The sequence below is a fragment of the Neolewinella lacunae genome (assembly GCF_014349155.1).
In the GTDB taxonomy this organism is placed as follows: Bacteria; Bacteroidota; Bacteroidia; order Chitinophagales; family Saprospiraceae; genus Neolewinella; species Neolewinella lacunae.
On sequence record NZ_JACSIT010000091.1, the window covers coordinates 149,084 to 163,896 of the forward strand.

Below are 14,813 nucleotides of genomic sequence, written 5' to 3' on the forward strand. Positions count from 1 at the left end.
TCTTTTTCATCGCCAAGCCTCTTTCGGAAAAAATGTGAGCGATGCTTAAATTTTTCCTCGCGCGTCCGGTCATTCCCCTGCTCCTTATCCTGACTCCCCCCGTCGGGGGGTCGGGGGGGAGCACCTGCGACCGCGCCAAAAAAATATCAATAGCGCACCAGTTCAAGCGCCGCATCAACCACGTCCATCACCTGGGGCTTACTGACGTAGTTGCCATCGTCGGCGTAGGCGGGGCGGTGTTCGGTGGCGGTGACGGTACGTACCGTGGCATCGAGTAATCGGAAACCATCCTGTACTTCCAGAATTTGCTGGCGCAGGTAGGCCGAAGCGCCGCCGGGGGCGTCTTCATCGACGATGAGCAGGCGGTTGGTGCGGCGCAAATGGCCGGCAATGCGGTGTTCAATATCGAAGGGCAAGAGGGTCTGCACATCGATCACCTCGGCTTCCACCCCATTTTGGGCCAGCAGGTCGGCGGCGTCCAGGCATACCCGGACGCAGGCCCCGTAGGTCACGATCGTCAGGTCCGTACCCGCCCGCAGGCACTCGGGCACGCCCAGAGGGACGGTAAATTCGCCCAGGTTGCTCGGTTCCGTTTCGTGGAGGCGGTAGCCGTTGAGGACCTCGATCACGAGCCCCGGGTCATCGCCCCGCAGCAAAGTGTTGTACATGCCAGCGGCCTGGACCATGTTGCGCGGCACGCAGAGGTGCATGCCCCGCAGACTGCCGATCAGCGGTGCCAGATAGCTGCCGCTGTGCCAGATGCCCTCCAGGCGGTGGCCCCGGGTGCGGATGATGAGCGGGCAGGCCTGGATGCCGGCGGTGCGCCACCGCAGGGTAGCCACGTCGTCCGTCAGCATCGGCAGCGCGTAGTAGATGTAGTCGAGGTACTGAATTTCGGCAATGGGTCGTAAGCCCCGCATGGCCATGCCCAGGGCCTGCCCCACAATGCTCCATTCCCGGATGCCGGTATCGAATACCCGCAGGTTACCAAATTTATCCTGCAAGCCCGCGAAGCCCTGGTTGACGTCGCCAATCTCTCCCACGTCTTCGCCGAAGGCGAAGAGTTCGGGCAGTTCGGCAAACTTTTGGGTGAAGTAGCGTTGCAGCAGTTCGTAGCCGGGAATTTTCCTGGGCTCTGCCGGGTACTGCGCCGGGACGGCACCGATGCGGACGGGCGACTTGGGCGTTTCGCTGAGCAGGTGGCTGCCGATGTCGGTGCGCAGGGTGCGTTGGGCATCCCGCAACCAGTTTTCGAGGGCGGGAGGAAATTGCTCAGGGCCAACGGACAGCCGCAGCCGACGCACGTGGTCGATGAGTTCCGAGGCGACGGGGATATCGAGCTTACTCAGTTGCGCCCTGCACTCCGCGAAGCCCGGGGCAGCGTCGGCACCGGTGGGGAAGTGGGCCAAAAGGGCCTGGCGGGCGTCGTTGAGGCGCTCGATGAAGGCGTCCCAGGTCCGTTTGCGGGCCGCCATCACTTCTTTTTTCGCCTGCTTTTCCAGCTCGTCCAGCTCGGCCGCATCGGCCACGCCGGTGGCAATGATCCAGTGCCGGAACTGCACCAGGCAATCCCATTCTTTTTCCCAGGCCAGGCGCTCGGCCCCCTTGTACCTTTCGTGGCTGCCGCTGGTGGAGTGCCCGTTGGGCTGGGTGAGTTCCTGCACGTGCACCAGGGCGGCGCGGTGGGTGCGGCGGACGTGCTCAGCCACCTGAGGGTAGAGCGCCAGGAGCGCGGGATAGTCCCATCCCCTAACGGCAAAGATGTCGATGCCCGTTGAGTCATCAACGGCCTGCAGGCCCGTCAACGCGGCACTGATGCTGCTTTTGGTGGTTTGCTTATCGACGGAAACGGAGATGCCGTAGCCATCGTCGACGACGGTAGTGATCATTGGTACTTTGAGCACGCCGGCGGCGTTCATCGTTTCCCAGAAAATGCCCTCGGAGGTGGAGGCGTCACCGATTTCGGTCCAGGCAATTTCGTTGCCGCCCTGGCTGAAGCCCTTGGGCAGTTCCTCCACCTGCCGGTAAAGCTTGGAGGCGAAGGCCAGGCCCAGGCCCCGGGCCATCTGCCCGGCCGTGGGGGAGGTGGCGCTGCTGACGTTGAAGCGCCGGGTGGGGTCCAGCCAGTTGCCTTCGCGGTCAACCAGGGGCGTAGCGTGGTGGCCCACCATCTGCCGGCCGCGGCTGAAGGGATCTTTCTCGGCGTCGGAGTAGAGCTGGGCCAAAACGTCCTCGGGCGTGATCAGCTCCAGGGCCAGCAGGAGGGTGTGGCCGCGGTAGTAGTCCGCCCGGAAGTCACCGGGGCGAATGGCCCGGGCCATTGCCAGTTGGTAGAGTTCTTTCCCGTCGTCACTCACCCCAAACTTGGCCCGTCCCGTCAGTACGTCGCGCCGGATGAGATTGCTGAGCTCTCGGCTCACGCGGCACAGGTAGTAGTCTTTCAAGGCCTGACCGGCAGTGGTGTCGGTCATTTCCTGGGTGGCCACGGTGGGGAGATCAGGATTTTGCAATGACAATACTTTAAAATTTGGCCACGGTATGGGGCCGTGGGAATTGGAAGAGGGGCAATCCAGGGGCCTCGCACGGAGGGGAAGGATGAACGTCTTTTGGGTCCGGTGGAACTAAAAATGTATGACGCATTCGCCACTTTGTCCCCAAAAGTAAAGGATTTTTTTCACAAGTACCGGGCCGTCTGGCACTTAGGGTTGGGATGGCGTGGCGTCGGCTTTGGACGATGGGTCAGTTTCCCAATGCCCTGCGGCTAGAAGGTTTGACGGCCCATTATTGTTCTAATCCGTTGGGATTTGACAAAATCATGAAGCCGAATTTTTTTCCCAGAATTTTAGCGTAGCCCCGCTTTCATCCAGGCGAACGTAGGAGGTATAGTACAACCATTCGCCCAGGTTGAGGTAGCGGCTGCGGCCGTTGCTGAGGGTGAAATCGATGGGCAGATGGCGGTGGCCAAAGAGGAAAAGATCGAGGGAAGGGTCTTGCCGGAGCTTACGTTCGGCGTAGGCCACCAGCCACTCCCGGTCGGCGCCCAGAAACTCCGTCTCCGGCGGCTGGCTGCTGCGGCTTTTGCCACTGAAAAAGTAGGCCAGCCGCATCGCCAGGTTGGGGTGCAGGCGGGCGTAGAGCCAGCGCGCCCAGGGGGCCTGGAAGAGGCGTTTCATGCGTTTGTAGCCGTAGTCCCCCGGCCCCAGCCCATCGCCGTGGCCGATGAGGAGCTGCTGGCCGAGCAGTTCCGTGCGCAGGGGTTGACGGTGGAGTTGGACGCCGATTTCCTGCACCAGGTAGTCTTCCAGCCAGAGGTCGTGGTTGCCGGTGAAGACGTGGACGGGGATGCCCGCATCGGTAATCTCGGCCAGCTTGCCGAGGAAGCGGACGTAGCCCCGGGGCACCACCGTTCGCCACTCGAACCAGAACTCGAAAAGGTCGCCCACCAGGTAAAAAGCTTCGGCGTCGGCTTTCCAGCACGCATCGAGCCAGGCCACAATCTGGGCCTCCCGCGCCCGGCTGCTCCGTGCGGCGGGCACCCCGAGGTGAAAGTCAGAAGCAAAGTAAATGGCCATAGGCTGCACGCAATGCGGCCACAAAGAAACGCTACGGCTGGGAAAGTGGAAGCCGCGCCGCACCGGCGATGGCCCGGGTGGCGCTGTTTTGGACCACTACCACGACGCTCAGGGCCTGGCCGGTGCAGTCGGCCGGAATGTTCAGGTCCAGACTATCCGACTGTTTGGCGGCGGCCGTGCGGAGGTCGCGCACCACGTTGTGGTGCTCCAGCCTGCGGCCCCGGTTTTCGCCGCGTTTCACTTCGTCCACGGCGTGGTTTTGCACCAGCAGGGCGGTAATCTCGTGCTGCGCCGGGTCGCCCGCCAGGGTGTACGCCACGCTCACCTTGCCGTCTTGGTAGCCGGCGGTGAGGCTGACTTCCACTGTGGCAGGGCGTGCCAGGGCGGCTTCAACGGCGGTCCGGACGCTGCTTTCCCGGCTGCCGATGAGTTCCGTTTGGCCGTTGATTACGAGTTGGGGGGTGTAGGTCCGGGCCAGTAGCTGGCTGCTGTAATCGCGCTGCCGGGCGCTGTAGCGGGCGTCGCTGTAGGGGTCCGCCCAGCCCAGGTAGTTCCAGTAATCGACGTGGAAAGAGAGGGCGATCACCCGGTCTTCTTCGGCCGCCAGTTGCGCCAGCAGGGCATCGGCCGGGGGGCAGCTGCTGCAACCCTGGCTGGTGAAAAGTTCCAGGACGGCCACGGCGGTGCCGCTGCTTGGGGGCAGACCTGGCGCTTCCGTTTGGGCGCTCAACGCAGGTGCCGGGGAAGGTTGCCCCCCCGACCCCCAACGGGGGAGCAGCAAGGCGAGGGCAACCGCTGGCAAGACGAGCAAGGAGAGTAGTAGGTATTTCATGGCCTTGGCTTTTGATAACAAGTCTTCCATAAACTCCATAAATGGACAAACTATTGAACAACAAGCCCGGCAGGGATGTCGGCAAACTACTTAGCAGCCAGGATTGGCGGGGCACGGACAATACGTCGAAGGGCCCCTGCGGGCAATTTTCCCTTTCGTTTTACACTTTACGCTATATTTAAGCCTGTTTTTGAATATCCCATCCCTACAGAAAGCTCACCCATGATACGTTATCTTTTCAGTGGCCTGCTGCTGCTGGGCGTCGGTCTGCTGACCGCGCAGTCGAATAAGCTCCAAACCTACAACGCCCTTTCGGCCCGCGTGCTGGCCATTGACCACAACATTCCCAACGAGGCCTTCGACGGGCTTTCCCAGACTTTTGCCCTCGAGCTGGGCTACCGCCGGCAGTTTGGTAAGTACTTCGGCGTGGCCATCCCCCTCAAAATCGGGATCATTGACGTAGGACAACTCGAAAACATCTCCATTGCCGGCGTCGAAGTGCTGCCCCAGTTTTATCCCCTGGGTACGGAGGGCAGGATCAGTCCTTACCTGCACACCGGCTACGGCATCGTTACGGAACGCTTCGATGATGCCAACCACCAGATCCCCCTCGGCCTGGGCTTCAACTTCAAGCTGGAAGCCAATTCGTGGTTCGGCATCCAGGGAGAGTACCGGCTCTCCGACCAGAACTTGCGCGACAACGTAATGGTTGGCCTGGGCTACATCTACCGCCTCAGCAGCATTGATACGGACGGCGACGGCATCGTCAACCGCAACGACCGCTGCCCTACCCTGCCCGGTCCGGCCGCCACCGGAGGTTGCCCCGATGCCGACCAGGACGGCATCACCGACGCCGAAGACCGCTGCCCCAACCAGCCGGGCCTGGCCACGCTCGCCGGTTGCCCGGATACCGACCAGGACGGCCTGCCCGACCAGGACGACGCCTGCCCCGACCTCGCCGGACCCGCCAGCCTAAAAGGTTGTCCTGATACCGACGAAGACGGCGTACCCGACCCCGATGACCGCTGCCCCCAACAGGCCGGGCTACCCGCCCTCCAGGGTTGCCCCGACCAGGACGGCGACGGCGTAGCCGACGACGACGACCGCTGCCCCCAGCAAGCCGGACCCGCCAGCCTCAAAGGCTGCCCCGATCAGGACGCCGACGGCGTACCCGATGAACTCGATCGCTGCCCCGATCAGCCCGGAAACCTCAGCACCGGCTGCCCCGACCGCGACGCCGATGGCTTCGCTGACCAGGACGACGATTGCCCCGACACCCCCGGAAAATTCAAAGGCTGCCCCGACTCCGACGGCGACGGCCTGGCCGATAACGTAGACCGCTGCCCCACCACCCCGGGACCCGCCGCCAGCGGTGGCTGCCCCGCCGTAGAGCAGAAAGTTCAGGAACGCCTCGAATACGCCGCCCGCGCGGTGCAGTTTGAGTCGGGCTCAGCCACCCTCAAGGAAAGCAGCTACGTCATCCTCTCGGAAATCGCCGGCATCATGCGGCAGTACCCCAGCTACCACCTCAGCATCAACGGCCATACCGACAACGTGGGCTCCGACGTGCGCAACCTCGCACTGAGCCAGGAACGCGCCCTGGCCTGCCGCAAGTTCCTCATCGCCACCGGCATCGAAGAAGGCCGGATCAGCTCCGCAGGCTTCGGTGACTCCCGCCCCCTGCAAAGCAACGACACCGCCGAGGGCCGCCGGCTCAATCGCCGGGTGGAATTCAGCTTGCAGCCGCGGGAATAAGTAATGGGGAACGGCAGAACCGTCCATCCCAGGCGAAGTAGATGGTAGGCACTCTGGAAACACCGATTTTGTTACGCCCCAAAATGCCTCGTATGGAGACCCTTCTTAGTCCCTCTTCGTGTCCTTAGTGGTTCAAAAATGACCTGCGCAGCAGGCAAATCTGACAGTGGTTCAAAGATGGACGGCGCAGCAGGCAAATCTGACAGTGGTTCAAAGGAAAATGCGGATTATCGAAAACCCAAGCGGCCCCTTCAGGGTCGGGCTTCCTGGTCATCCTGGCTTAGCCCATCTCTTTGTGGCAGCCTGTCCCGCGCGGTAGCCCCTTTACTCCCTTATTCCTTTCATCCTTTGCTCCTTTACCCTTTCCTTGCACCTGCGGCCGCGCCCAATTTCAAGACACTAACGGCTACTTTTTTCCGGCGGAAAGCTATATTATGCGGAACTTTGCCCGATGAACAGATCGTTGGCCAACGCCCTGAAGTTCCTCCTCTTTATCGGGGTGGGGTTCGGCATTCTTTACTTCATGTACCGCAGCCAGCAGGCCGCCTACCTGGCGCAGTGTCAGCTGGAGGGCACGCCGGAAGACGAGTGCCGCCTGCTGGATAAGCTGGTGGCAGACTTCCGCGGCGCCAGGGTTTTCTGGCTCCTGATGACCCTGGTGGCCTTTAGCCTGAGCAACCTTAGCCGCGCCATCCGCTGGAATATGCTGCTGCGCACCTTCGGGAAAACGCCCCGCCTGATCAACGCTTTTCTGACCATCAACCTGGGCTACTTTGCCAACCTGGGCTTTCCCCGTCTGGGGGAAATCCTGCGGCCCGCCGCCATGGCCCGCTACGAAAACATCAGCCTCCAGCGGGTGGTCGGCACGGTGGTGCTGGACCGGATGATCGACGTCATTTTTCTGTTGGCCATCACCGCCCTGGCGCTCGTGCTGGGGCGGGAGACGATCTGGGCCTTCGTGGAGGCCAACGTCGACCTGAGCAGCCGCCTGGCGGGCGTGCAAAACTTACTGCTCATCGCCCTTGTCCTGGGGCTGGTCTTTTTGGCCTTATTGTGGTGGCAGTGGGCCAATATCCGGGCCAGCAACCTCGGGCAGAAGCTGGTGGGTATCCTGCGCGGATTCGGAGAAGGCATCCAAACGATCGGCAAGGTTGAGCACCCCGGCTGGCTGCTCTTCCACAGCGTGAACATCTGGCTGATGTATTTCCTGATGACCTGGTTCGTTTTCCTCTCTTTCCAGCCGACCGCAGCGCTGGGGCAGGTAGCGGCCCTGGTTACTTTCGTAGCGGGCGGCTGGGGCATCGTCGTTCCCAGTCCGGGGGGCATGGGGACCTACCATTTCCTGACCAGCGAGGCGCTGCAACTCTACGGACTGTCTTCCCTCGATGGCTTCAGTTGGGCAAATATCTCGTTCTTCACCATCAATATTGGCTGTAACGTGTTGATCGGATTGATTGCGCTGCTGAGCCTGCCTTGGCTCAACCGGAATTACCGTCCGGAGTAGCCCGTCGCCACCGGTTGCCTGTGCCTGCGCGGGCAGCCCATTTCTTCCCCGGGCCATGCCCTATACCGCATTGCACTATCCTGTTACTCTCCTGGCGCATTGGTAAAATTTTTGGGGTTCCGGTGGATCTTCACTGGACCTTCCTCTTCGTGCCCGTCGCCATCCTGTACTTCTCCTGGACGCCTGTGCAGGGTTTCATCTGGCCGATGGCGGGCTGGTTTGCCACGCTGGCGGGCTTGCTGTTTTCTTTCGTGCTGGTCCACGAACTGGGCCACGCGCTGGTGGCCAGGTGGCGGGGCGTCGCGGCCGAACGCATTGTACTTTTCCCCCTCGGCGGCGGGGCCTTTTTGCCCGACCAACCGGAGAAGACACTGGATGAGGTCCTGATTTACGCCGCCGGGCCACTGGCCAACATTGCCCTGTCCCTGCTCGCCTTACCCTTTTTGCTGGCCCGACCGGAAGGGGAGCTGTTGCTGCGCAGCTACGTCAATCCCTTCGGCAACCTGCTGCTTACGCCGACGCTGACGGAGCAGATCCTGGGGCTCACCATTGCCGTCAACCTCATCCTCGCCGCCGGCAACCTCCTGCCCGCTTATCCCCTCGACGGTGGCCGCATCCTCCGCGCGCTGCTGCAAGGCCCCCTGGGCCACCGCCGGGCGACGATCACGGTGACGGTGCTGGGGGTAGTGATTGGTGCAGGACTGGCCGTAGCGGGCTATCTGCTCAGCGACCCCCTGCTGGTGTTCGGGGCACTCTTCATCATGGTGGTTTCCTCGCTGGAGTTCCGGGGGGGCTGGCAACGCCGCCGCCTTGCTGCAGTTCCGGTCGCGCAAGTCATCCGGCCGGCCACCGTACTGGGTCACGACCGGATTTATCCCAGCAGCACGGTGGGCAGCGTCCGCGCCCTCTTTGCCAGGACCTCCTGGCCCGTCCTGCCCGTGTTCGACGACTGGAACGAGCTGCTGGGCTTCGTTGAAGCCAACACCCTGGCCAACGAGGCCAAGGACAACCACAGCAGCATCGAAGCCTATTTTGAAGCGGAGTTCGTCGGGTCCCTCCCCGAAGAAAACCTGCTGGCCATCACCGAAAAAATCGTGGGGGCCAACGTCTACGGCGCGGCCATCTACGGCCCACGGGGCAAACTGATCGGCTACATCTTTACCGAAGACCTCCTGCCCTTACTTGATACGCTGCCGAAGAAAGTGGGCCGCTTGTTCAAGACGAAATGGTCGGCTGAGAGAAAAAGCGGCCATCGCTAGCGGGCATCCGCCAGAAAACTGTGGGAGATGGTCCCTATGGTGTCATTTCTTAGTTCCTCTTCGTGTCCTTAGCGGTTGAAAGAGGGACTGCGCAGCAGGACCCTTATGCGGTTCAGCGTTCAGAGGAATACCAGCAATTCTCAGTTTAGCCTTTGATCCCTCTCCCTCGGCTTATTTCTGGGGCCCCTACCCCAGAAAACGCGTCCAAGGGAGAGGGATGACCTTTCGAGCTGAATTTTGGCAAAGAGCAAAATTTTATCTCTCCAGGATAGCTTTTACAACTAGTAGAGGAGGGTTTTCTTTTGGTTGTAGCAAGGTGGTAGACTCGAAATGACTAAACTGAGAATTACTGGAGGAATACCCGAATTATCGAAAACGTCGGGCTTCACCCGACGCTACTCAAGCGACCCCTCCGGGGCCGGGAAGGGCGCGCGTCCCTGCCACGCCTATCCCTCGCGGCAGCTCCCTTAATCCCTTACTCCTTTACGCCCTTATTGTATGCCCAGCTTCGCCTTCACCAGCGGCAACACGTCCGTCCCCTCCCCCGTGAAGAGCAAGGAGTTGAAGAGCGAAGAGTCAAAAATCATCTGGTAGCCCTTTTCCCGGCCCACGGCGGCGATGGCGTCTTTGGCTTGTTTAATGATGGGGCCGAGCAATTCACGGCGCTTTTTTTCCAGGTTGACGGCCATTTGTTGTTCGAAGGCGCGGATGGCTTGCTGGTCTTTTTGCAACTGTGCTTCCAGTTTTCTCAATTCGACGGGGGGGATGGTGGAGGCTTTGGCCTCGGCGCTGGCAAAGTCAGCTTGCAGCTTTTTGGCCATGCCTTCCCCGATGGCCAGCTGTTCCTTATTATAGGCCTCCAGCTGTTTTTCGGCCACCGCCGTGGCGGGCATCTCGCTGAGCAAGTTGCCAAAATTGAGGTGACCAAAACGCTGACCGAAACCCGTGGTCGCGACGAAAACCAATAAACTGAATCCTAGGAAATAGCGAATCATGCACTGTTGTATTTTGAAGCCCTCAAAGGTAACCCGGCGCTGAGGTGCCGACCCTTAAGGAAGCGTTAAAAGAGATTTTAAACTTTTTGTGTTTTAAATTTGGAAACTACCAACAAAAGCGTTTACCTTGCGGTCATAATCCGTAGCCATGAAGCAAATCCACCTTCCCATCCCGAGCAGCCTGGTGCTGATGTTGCGTGAATTTTGGCGGCGCATCTACGAGCAGTTTACCAGTCCGTGGACCAAATTGGTCTTCCTGGCCTCCCTTACCCTGGTGTTTACCCGCCGGGAGTTCAGTTTCAGCCTGAGCATCAACTGGGATGGACTCTTCACTACCTCCGAGCGCACCGTTTTTTCGGACCCTTCCTCTACCGGGCAGCCGGAGGGGGCGCTAAACGCAGGTGCGGGGGAAGACGTAGCAGCAAGGCTCGCCAACTACGTCGCTCCGAAAAAAGCCTGGACCGCCAAGCAGCTCAAACAACTGGCCTACGTAGACACCTACAAAAACATAGCCCTCGAACAGATGGCCACCCACGGCATCCCCGCCTCCATCACCCTGGCCCAGGGCCTGCTCGAAAGCGGCACGGGAAGCTCCACCCTGGCCACCAAAAACAAAAACCACTTCGGCATCAAGTGCTTCAGCAAACAATGCCGCAAAGGGCATTGCTCCAACCACAGCGATGACCACCACAAAGACTTCTTCCGCATCTTCGATAGCCCCGAGGAAAGTTTCCGCGCCCACAGCGAAGTGCTCCGCAAAGACCGCTACCAACCCCTCTTCGACCTGCCCATTACCGATTACAAAGCGTGGTCCCACGGCCTCAGCAAAGCGGGCTACGCCACCGACCCGCGCTACGGCGAAAAGCTCATCCGCACCATCGAAGACCTCGAACTGTGGCGCTACGACGAACTGTAGCGGCGCGGCTTTAGCCCGACTAAGCTTCGGGCGCAAGCCCGAGCAGGTCTGAAATGTTAGTCAGCCTTACACCCGAACCCAGGCGGGCTAAAGCCCAACAATATCTCCCCGCCCCAACCAAAAATTTACAGGTTTGACGTTTTGAGTGTTTCGGCCCGTTTCCCCTCTTCCGGGGAAACGGGTCTTTTGGCTTATATTTTCGCGGCCTTAGCCCCCAACTGTATTTTCGCGGCCTTAGCGCCAACTGTATTGTTGCGGCTTTAGCCCGACCAAGTCTCTTGTGCTTAGTCCAGCCAAATCCGCGACGCTACAACCCGAGCCAATCCCTCAGCCGCTGCCGAACTTCCCGTTCCTCCACGTCCGTAATCGGGGTAGCGGATGTGACGATGAGGCTTTCTTTTCTCAGCGGGAAGATCGAGTCGATAACGACCCAGTGGTCTTCGGGCAAAGCGGCACTCCCCCCATTCCCGCGGCAATTGATCTTTACGCGCACGTCTACCTCAACTCCCGGATCGCGGGGAGTCAGGGCCAAAACCGAGATATTCTGTTGGAAGTGCCGGGTGGTAAATTTCTCGGCAGTCAAGGGCAAGATGAACCTTACTGATGAATTTGGTCCAAGAGGACCGCGAAGGGTGTAAACGTAGTTGGGCCTAATAAAAGTAAGCTGCGGCATTGGGTGTGTTAAAAAGGTAGTAGTGTATGTCGTCGCACAATCTGGCGGATTCTTCCCCCGCTGATAGATAGGCGTTGTATTCTGCTTCGGTCATCCCGTAAGTCTCGTGGGAGTACTGCACAACATTATCAGAAACGGCAGAACCTTGGGCACTGTAAGTTTCTTCTTCTCCGTTGAAGCTGCCGTGGCTGAGCCGGCCGTAGTTTGATTCTGAATTCACGCTATGCTGTCTTACGATTGTCATTGGCCCAAAAACAAGATAAATCCGGACCTTTCACATCTGTGTTAGAGAGAACGTCAAAATTAGTACTAAGTCCTTAAAGTTCAATGGCTTAGCAAAGCGGTGATAAAGTTGTCGCGACAGCCTGTTTGTAATCTAAAAAGTTACAATCCGGGCAAAACACGGGGTTTGACGGGTAAAACCGGGCCATTTTCTCCCCTTTAGACAGCAAATAGATGGCACAATCGCCAAATTCAGCGCCTGCGCCGGAAGTTGCATTATGACCGTATATTTACGGAACGGTAGGAAAAATGCGTTGAACGGCAATTATTTTCCGATGCAAAAGCTCGAAAAGATGTTCCCGAGCAGGTCGTCGGTGGTGATTTCCCCGGTGATTTCACCCAGGTCGCGGAGGCTTTGACGGATGTCCATGGCAATAAAATCGTGGCTGATGCCGCTGCGCAGGCCCTCATCCACCCGGGCCAGGGCCTCGTCGGCGCGGGTCAGTGCAGCGTAATGCCGGCCGTTGGAAAGCACCACCTGGTTTTGGTCCAGCGCTCCGGTTCCGCCGGTTGCGGCGGCCAGTATCCGCTGTTGGAGGTATCCGAGGTTGGCCTTGTCGCGGGCAATCATGGGTACGAAGTCTTCCTCGTCCACCGCCCACCGGCCGGCGTAGTCGCTGCCGAAGTAGTGGCTGAATTGGGTGTAGGGGTTGAGGTCCATCTTATTCGCCACGAGCACCAGTTGAAGGTCGGGGCGGTAGAGTTCGTCGAGATCTGCCCACAGGGTAGCCGGGGCGGTTTCGATCACGTCGAAGACGTAGACCAGCACCTGCCCCGTCCGCACCCGCTCCAAAGCCCGCGCTACGCCGATGGCCTCGATGCTGTCGGAGGTGGTGCGCAAGCCGGCGGTATCGACCAGGCGGAAGTTGACCCCGCCGATGTTAATCGTCTCTTCGATGGTATCCCGGGTAGTACCGGGAATGTCGGAAACAATGGCCCGTTCTTCGTTGAGCAGGGCGTTGAGGAGGGTGGATTTGCCGGCGTTGGGCCGGCCGGCAATGACGGTAGTAACGCCGTGTTTGATGGCGTTGCCCAGCCGGAAGGAGGTCGTCAGGGCAGCAATCCGCTCCCGGATGTGGTCCACCAGGCGGCGCAGTTCGTTGCGGTCGGCAAATTCGACGTCTTCTTCCCCGAAGTCGAGTTCCAACTCAATGAGGCTGGCGAAGTGGATGAGCTGGCCGCGTAGGTCTGTGATTTCGTTACTCACACCGCCCCGCAGTTGTCCTAAAGCAATGCGGTGGGCGGCCGCCGACTGGCTGGCGATGAGATCGGCCACGGCTTCGGCCTGGCTCAAGTCGAGCTTACCGTTGAGGAAGGCCCGTTGGCTGAATTCCCCCGGCGCCGCCATCCCCGCCCCCGCGTCAATACAAAGTTGTACGACCCGGCTGAGGATGTAGGGGCTGCCGTGACAGGAAATCTCTACGGAATCTTCGCCCGTATAACTCCCCGGCGCGCGGTACAGCGTGAGGACCACCTCGTCGATCGCTTCCCCGGCGCTGTCGCGGAGCACCCCGAACATTGCTACCCGCGACTTCCCCTGCACCAGCGGCCGCGCAAAAAAAGGATCGATCAGCGCAATGCAGCCCGGCCCACTCAGGCGAACCACGCCCAGCGCGCCCTCCCCCACCGGGGTGGCAATAGCAACGATGACTGAAGAAGACGGGGACAAAAGGAAAAATTTGGTGGACAAAAACGGAAAAAGGATCAGACCCTGGGCAGCGCAATCGTAAAGGTAGTGCCCACGCCGATCTCCGAATAGCTTACGTTGATCCGGCCCCGGTGGTATTCTTCCACGATGCGCTTAACCAGGCTGAGGCCCAGCCCCCAGCCGCGCTTTTTGGTCGTAAAGCCGGGGTTGAACACCTTGCGTACGTTCTTCGGCGCGATGCCGCCGCCGGTGTCGGTGATGTCAATCAATACCATATTCTCCGCCTCGCGGACACGCCCGGTGATGCGCCCGGTGCCGTCCATCGCATCGAGGGCATTGCGCAACAAGTTCTCAATGACCCAGTCGAAAAGCAGGGGATTGATGGCAATTTTGATGGGCGGTGAAGCGGGGTCGGGGAAGTCGAAACTTACCTTGCGCGGTGCCCGCTTGGCCATGTATTCCCGGCACTTTTCCAGTTCGGCATATACGTTCACCGGTTCCAACTCCGGGGTAGCACCGATCTTGCTGAAACGGTTGGCCACCATGGAGAGGCGATCGACGTCGTGGCTGAGTTCATTACTGACTTCCAGTATCTCCGCATCTTCGGCGTACATCACTTTCAGGTGCTCCACCCAACCCATTATGGCGCTGATGGGGGTGCCCAGCTGGTGGGCGGTTTCTTTGGCCATGCCCACCCACACGCGGTTTTGCTCGGCCCTCCGCGCCTGGTTGATGCCGAGGTAGCCGAGGAAAATGAATGTTCCGATCAGGATGGCCTGTACAATGGGGAAAAAGCGCAGTTGCCGCAGCAGGCGGCTTTCCCCGAAGTACTGCAACTGGGCATAGCCGCGCACGGGCACTCTGCCTTCTTCGATCCAGCTTTCCACTACTCGTTGGATGTACACTGAGTCTTCGTACCGTTCGCCGAATGCATCGTTATCCCTGCTCCCGAATCCGGCCCAGTAAACTACGTGGCCGTTCATGTCAGTGGTGATCCGGGGCACGGTTTCCATTTGCTTGAGCACTTCGGTCTGGAAAGTAACGTCCAGCTGCAAATCGGCGTCTGAAGTCAACTCCTCAATTTCTTCAACGGAGAGTTTATACAGTTCTACGAAATGCTGCTCCACTTCCGCTAACTGATTGGCCAGTCGGTTGGTGTACCACACCGAAGCCACCACTATCGTCAGTCCGATGAGGGCGAGGTACCAAGGCCAGCGGGAAGAGATGTTCAGGATGCTCATGCACGGACTCGCGGCGGCAAAGTTAAGGCGCTGCGGGGATGATCACTACGGCTCCCCACCAGGCTGTAACGCCCCACGAAGGGGTAAGGTATGCAATTGCGCCATAATCCGCTGCTTGATGGCCTTTCCGGACAGT

Annotated in this window: 12 protein-coding genes; 4 read left to right on the top strand and 8 right to left on the bottom strand. The window is 59.8% G+C overall.

The window, feature by feature from the left end; genetic code table 11:
* Positions 1-146 precede the first annotated feature (146 nt).
* The 3 genes from H9S92_RS08520 to H9S92_RS08530 all read right to left on the bottom strand — a co-directional run bounded on the left by H9S92_RS08520 (position 147) and on the right by H9S92_RS08530 (position 4,404).
* Positions 147-2,510 (bottom strand): alpha-ketoacid dehydrogenase subunit alpha/beta, encoded by a 2,364-nt coding sequence (locus H9S92_RS08520; protein ID WP_246463738.1) that lies wholly within the window; start codon positions 2,508-2,510, stop codon positions 147-149.
* A 303-nt stretch (positions 2,511-2,813) separates the two neighbouring features.
* Positions 2,814-3,572, bottom strand: a complete 759-nt coding sequence (locus tag H9S92_RS08525; RefSeq protein ID WP_187466288.1) for a UDP-2,3-diacylglucosamine diphosphatase — start codon at positions 3,570-3,572, stop codon at positions 2,814-2,816.
* A 31-nt stretch (positions 3,573-3,603) separates the two neighbouring features.
* Entirely contained in the window at positions 3,604-4,404 is an 801-nt protein-coding gene (locus H9S92_RS08530; RefSeq protein WP_187466289.1) for a DUF1223 domain-containing protein, read from the bottom strand.
* Between the two features lie 222 nt (positions 4,405-4,626).
* Here H9S92_RS08530 and H9S92_RS08535 point away from each other — a divergent pair, with 222 nt between their 5' ends.
* From H9S92_RS08535 to H9S92_RS08545, 3 genes are all read left to right on the top strand, one after another.
* Positions 4,627-6,159: an OmpA family protein gene (locus H9S92_RS08535; protein WP_187466290.1), complete on the top strand. Its 1,533-nt coding sequence runs from the start codon at positions 4,627-4,629 to the stop codon at positions 6,157-6,159.
* Positions 6,160-6,610: 451 nt separating this feature from the next.
* Complete coding sequence (locus tag H9S92_RS08540; protein WP_187466291.1) at positions 6,611-7,663, top strand: lysylphosphatidylglycerol synthase transmembrane domain-containing protein; 1,053 nt, start codon at positions 6,611-6,613, stop codon at positions 7,661-7,663.
* 122 nt (positions 7,664-7,785) lie between these two features.
* On the top strand, positions 7,786-8,922 hold the full coding sequence (locus H9S92_RS08545; protein WP_187466292.1) for a M50 family metallopeptidase: 1,137 nt from the start codon (positions 7,786-7,788) through the stop codon (positions 8,920-8,922).
* Positions 8,923-9,413: 491 nt separating this feature from the next.
* Here the strand turns inward: H9S92_RS08545 and H9S92_RS08550 are convergent, their stop codons facing one another.
* Complete coding sequence (locus H9S92_RS08550) at positions 9,414-9,917, bottom strand: OmpH family outer membrane protein (protein ID WP_187466293.1); 504 nt, start codon at positions 9,915-9,917, stop codon at positions 9,414-9,416.
* 148 nt (positions 9,918-10,065) lie between these two features.
* Between H9S92_RS08550 and H9S92_RS08555 the strand changes: the two genes are divergently transcribed.
* Positions 10,066-10,833, top strand: a complete 768-nt coding sequence (locus H9S92_RS08555) for a glycoside hydrolase family 73 protein (RefSeq protein WP_187466294.1) — start codon at positions 10,066-10,068, stop codon at positions 10,831-10,833.
* Between the two features lie 307 nt (positions 10,834-11,140).
* Here the strand turns inward: H9S92_RS08555 and H9S92_RS08560 are convergent, their stop codons facing one another.
* From H9S92_RS08560 to H9S92_RS08575, 4 genes are all read right to left on the bottom strand, one after another.
* Positions 11,141-11,416: a hypothetical protein gene (locus tag H9S92_RS08560; RefSeq protein WP_222936027.1), complete on the bottom strand. Its 276-nt coding sequence runs from the start codon at positions 11,414-11,416 to the stop codon at positions 11,141-11,143.
* 67 nt (positions 11,417-11,483) lie between these two features.
* On the bottom strand, positions 11,484-11,726 hold the full coding sequence (locus H9S92_RS08565) for a hypothetical protein (protein ID WP_187466296.1): 243 nt from the start codon (positions 11,724-11,726) through the stop codon (positions 11,484-11,486).
* 327 nt (positions 11,727-12,053) lie between these two features.
* Entirely contained in the window at positions 12,054-13,457 is a 1,404-nt protein-coding gene (mnmE, locus tag H9S92_RS08570) for a tRNA uridine-5-carboxymethylaminomethyl(34) synthesis GTPase MnmE (protein WP_187466297.1), read from the bottom strand.
* Between the two features lie 35 nt (positions 13,458-13,492).
* The gene (locus tag H9S92_RS08575) at positions 13,493-14,677 is read right to left on the bottom strand and encodes a sensor histidine kinase (RefSeq protein ID WP_222936028.1); all 1,185 of its coding nucleotides are present in this window, start codon (positions 14,675-14,677) and stop codon (positions 13,493-13,495) included.
* Between the last annotated feature and the right edge of the window lie 136 nt (positions 14,678-14,813).

Coding starts and splice junctions, on each gene's coding strand:
- H9S92_RS08535 (WP_187466290.1), top strand. CDS start 4,627: ATGATACGTTATCTTTTCAGTGGCCTGCTGCTGCTGGGCGTCGGTCTG.
- H9S92_RS08550 (WP_187466293.1), bottom strand. CDS start 9,917: ATGATTCGCTATTTCCTAGGATTCAGTTTATTGGTTTTCGTCGCGACC.
- H9S92_RS08575 (WP_222936028.1), bottom strand. CDS start 14,677: ATGAGCATCCTGAACATCTCTTCCCGCTGGCCTTGGTACCTCGCCCTC.
- H9S92_RS08525 (WP_187466288.1), bottom strand. CDS start 3,572: ATGGCCATTTACTTTGCTTCTGACTTTCACCTCGGGGTGCCCGCCGCA.
- H9S92_RS08555 (WP_187466294.1), top strand. CDS start 10,066: ATGAAGCAAATCCACCTTCCCATCCCGAGCAGCCTGGTGCTGATGTTG.
- H9S92_RS08530 (WP_187466289.1), bottom strand. CDS start 4,404: ATGAAATACCTACTACTCTCCTTGCTCGTCTTGCCAGCGGTTGCCCTC.
- H9S92_RS08540 (WP_187466291.1), top strand. CDS start 6,611: ATGAACAGATCGTTGGCCAACGCCCTGAAGTTCCTCCTCTTTATCGGG.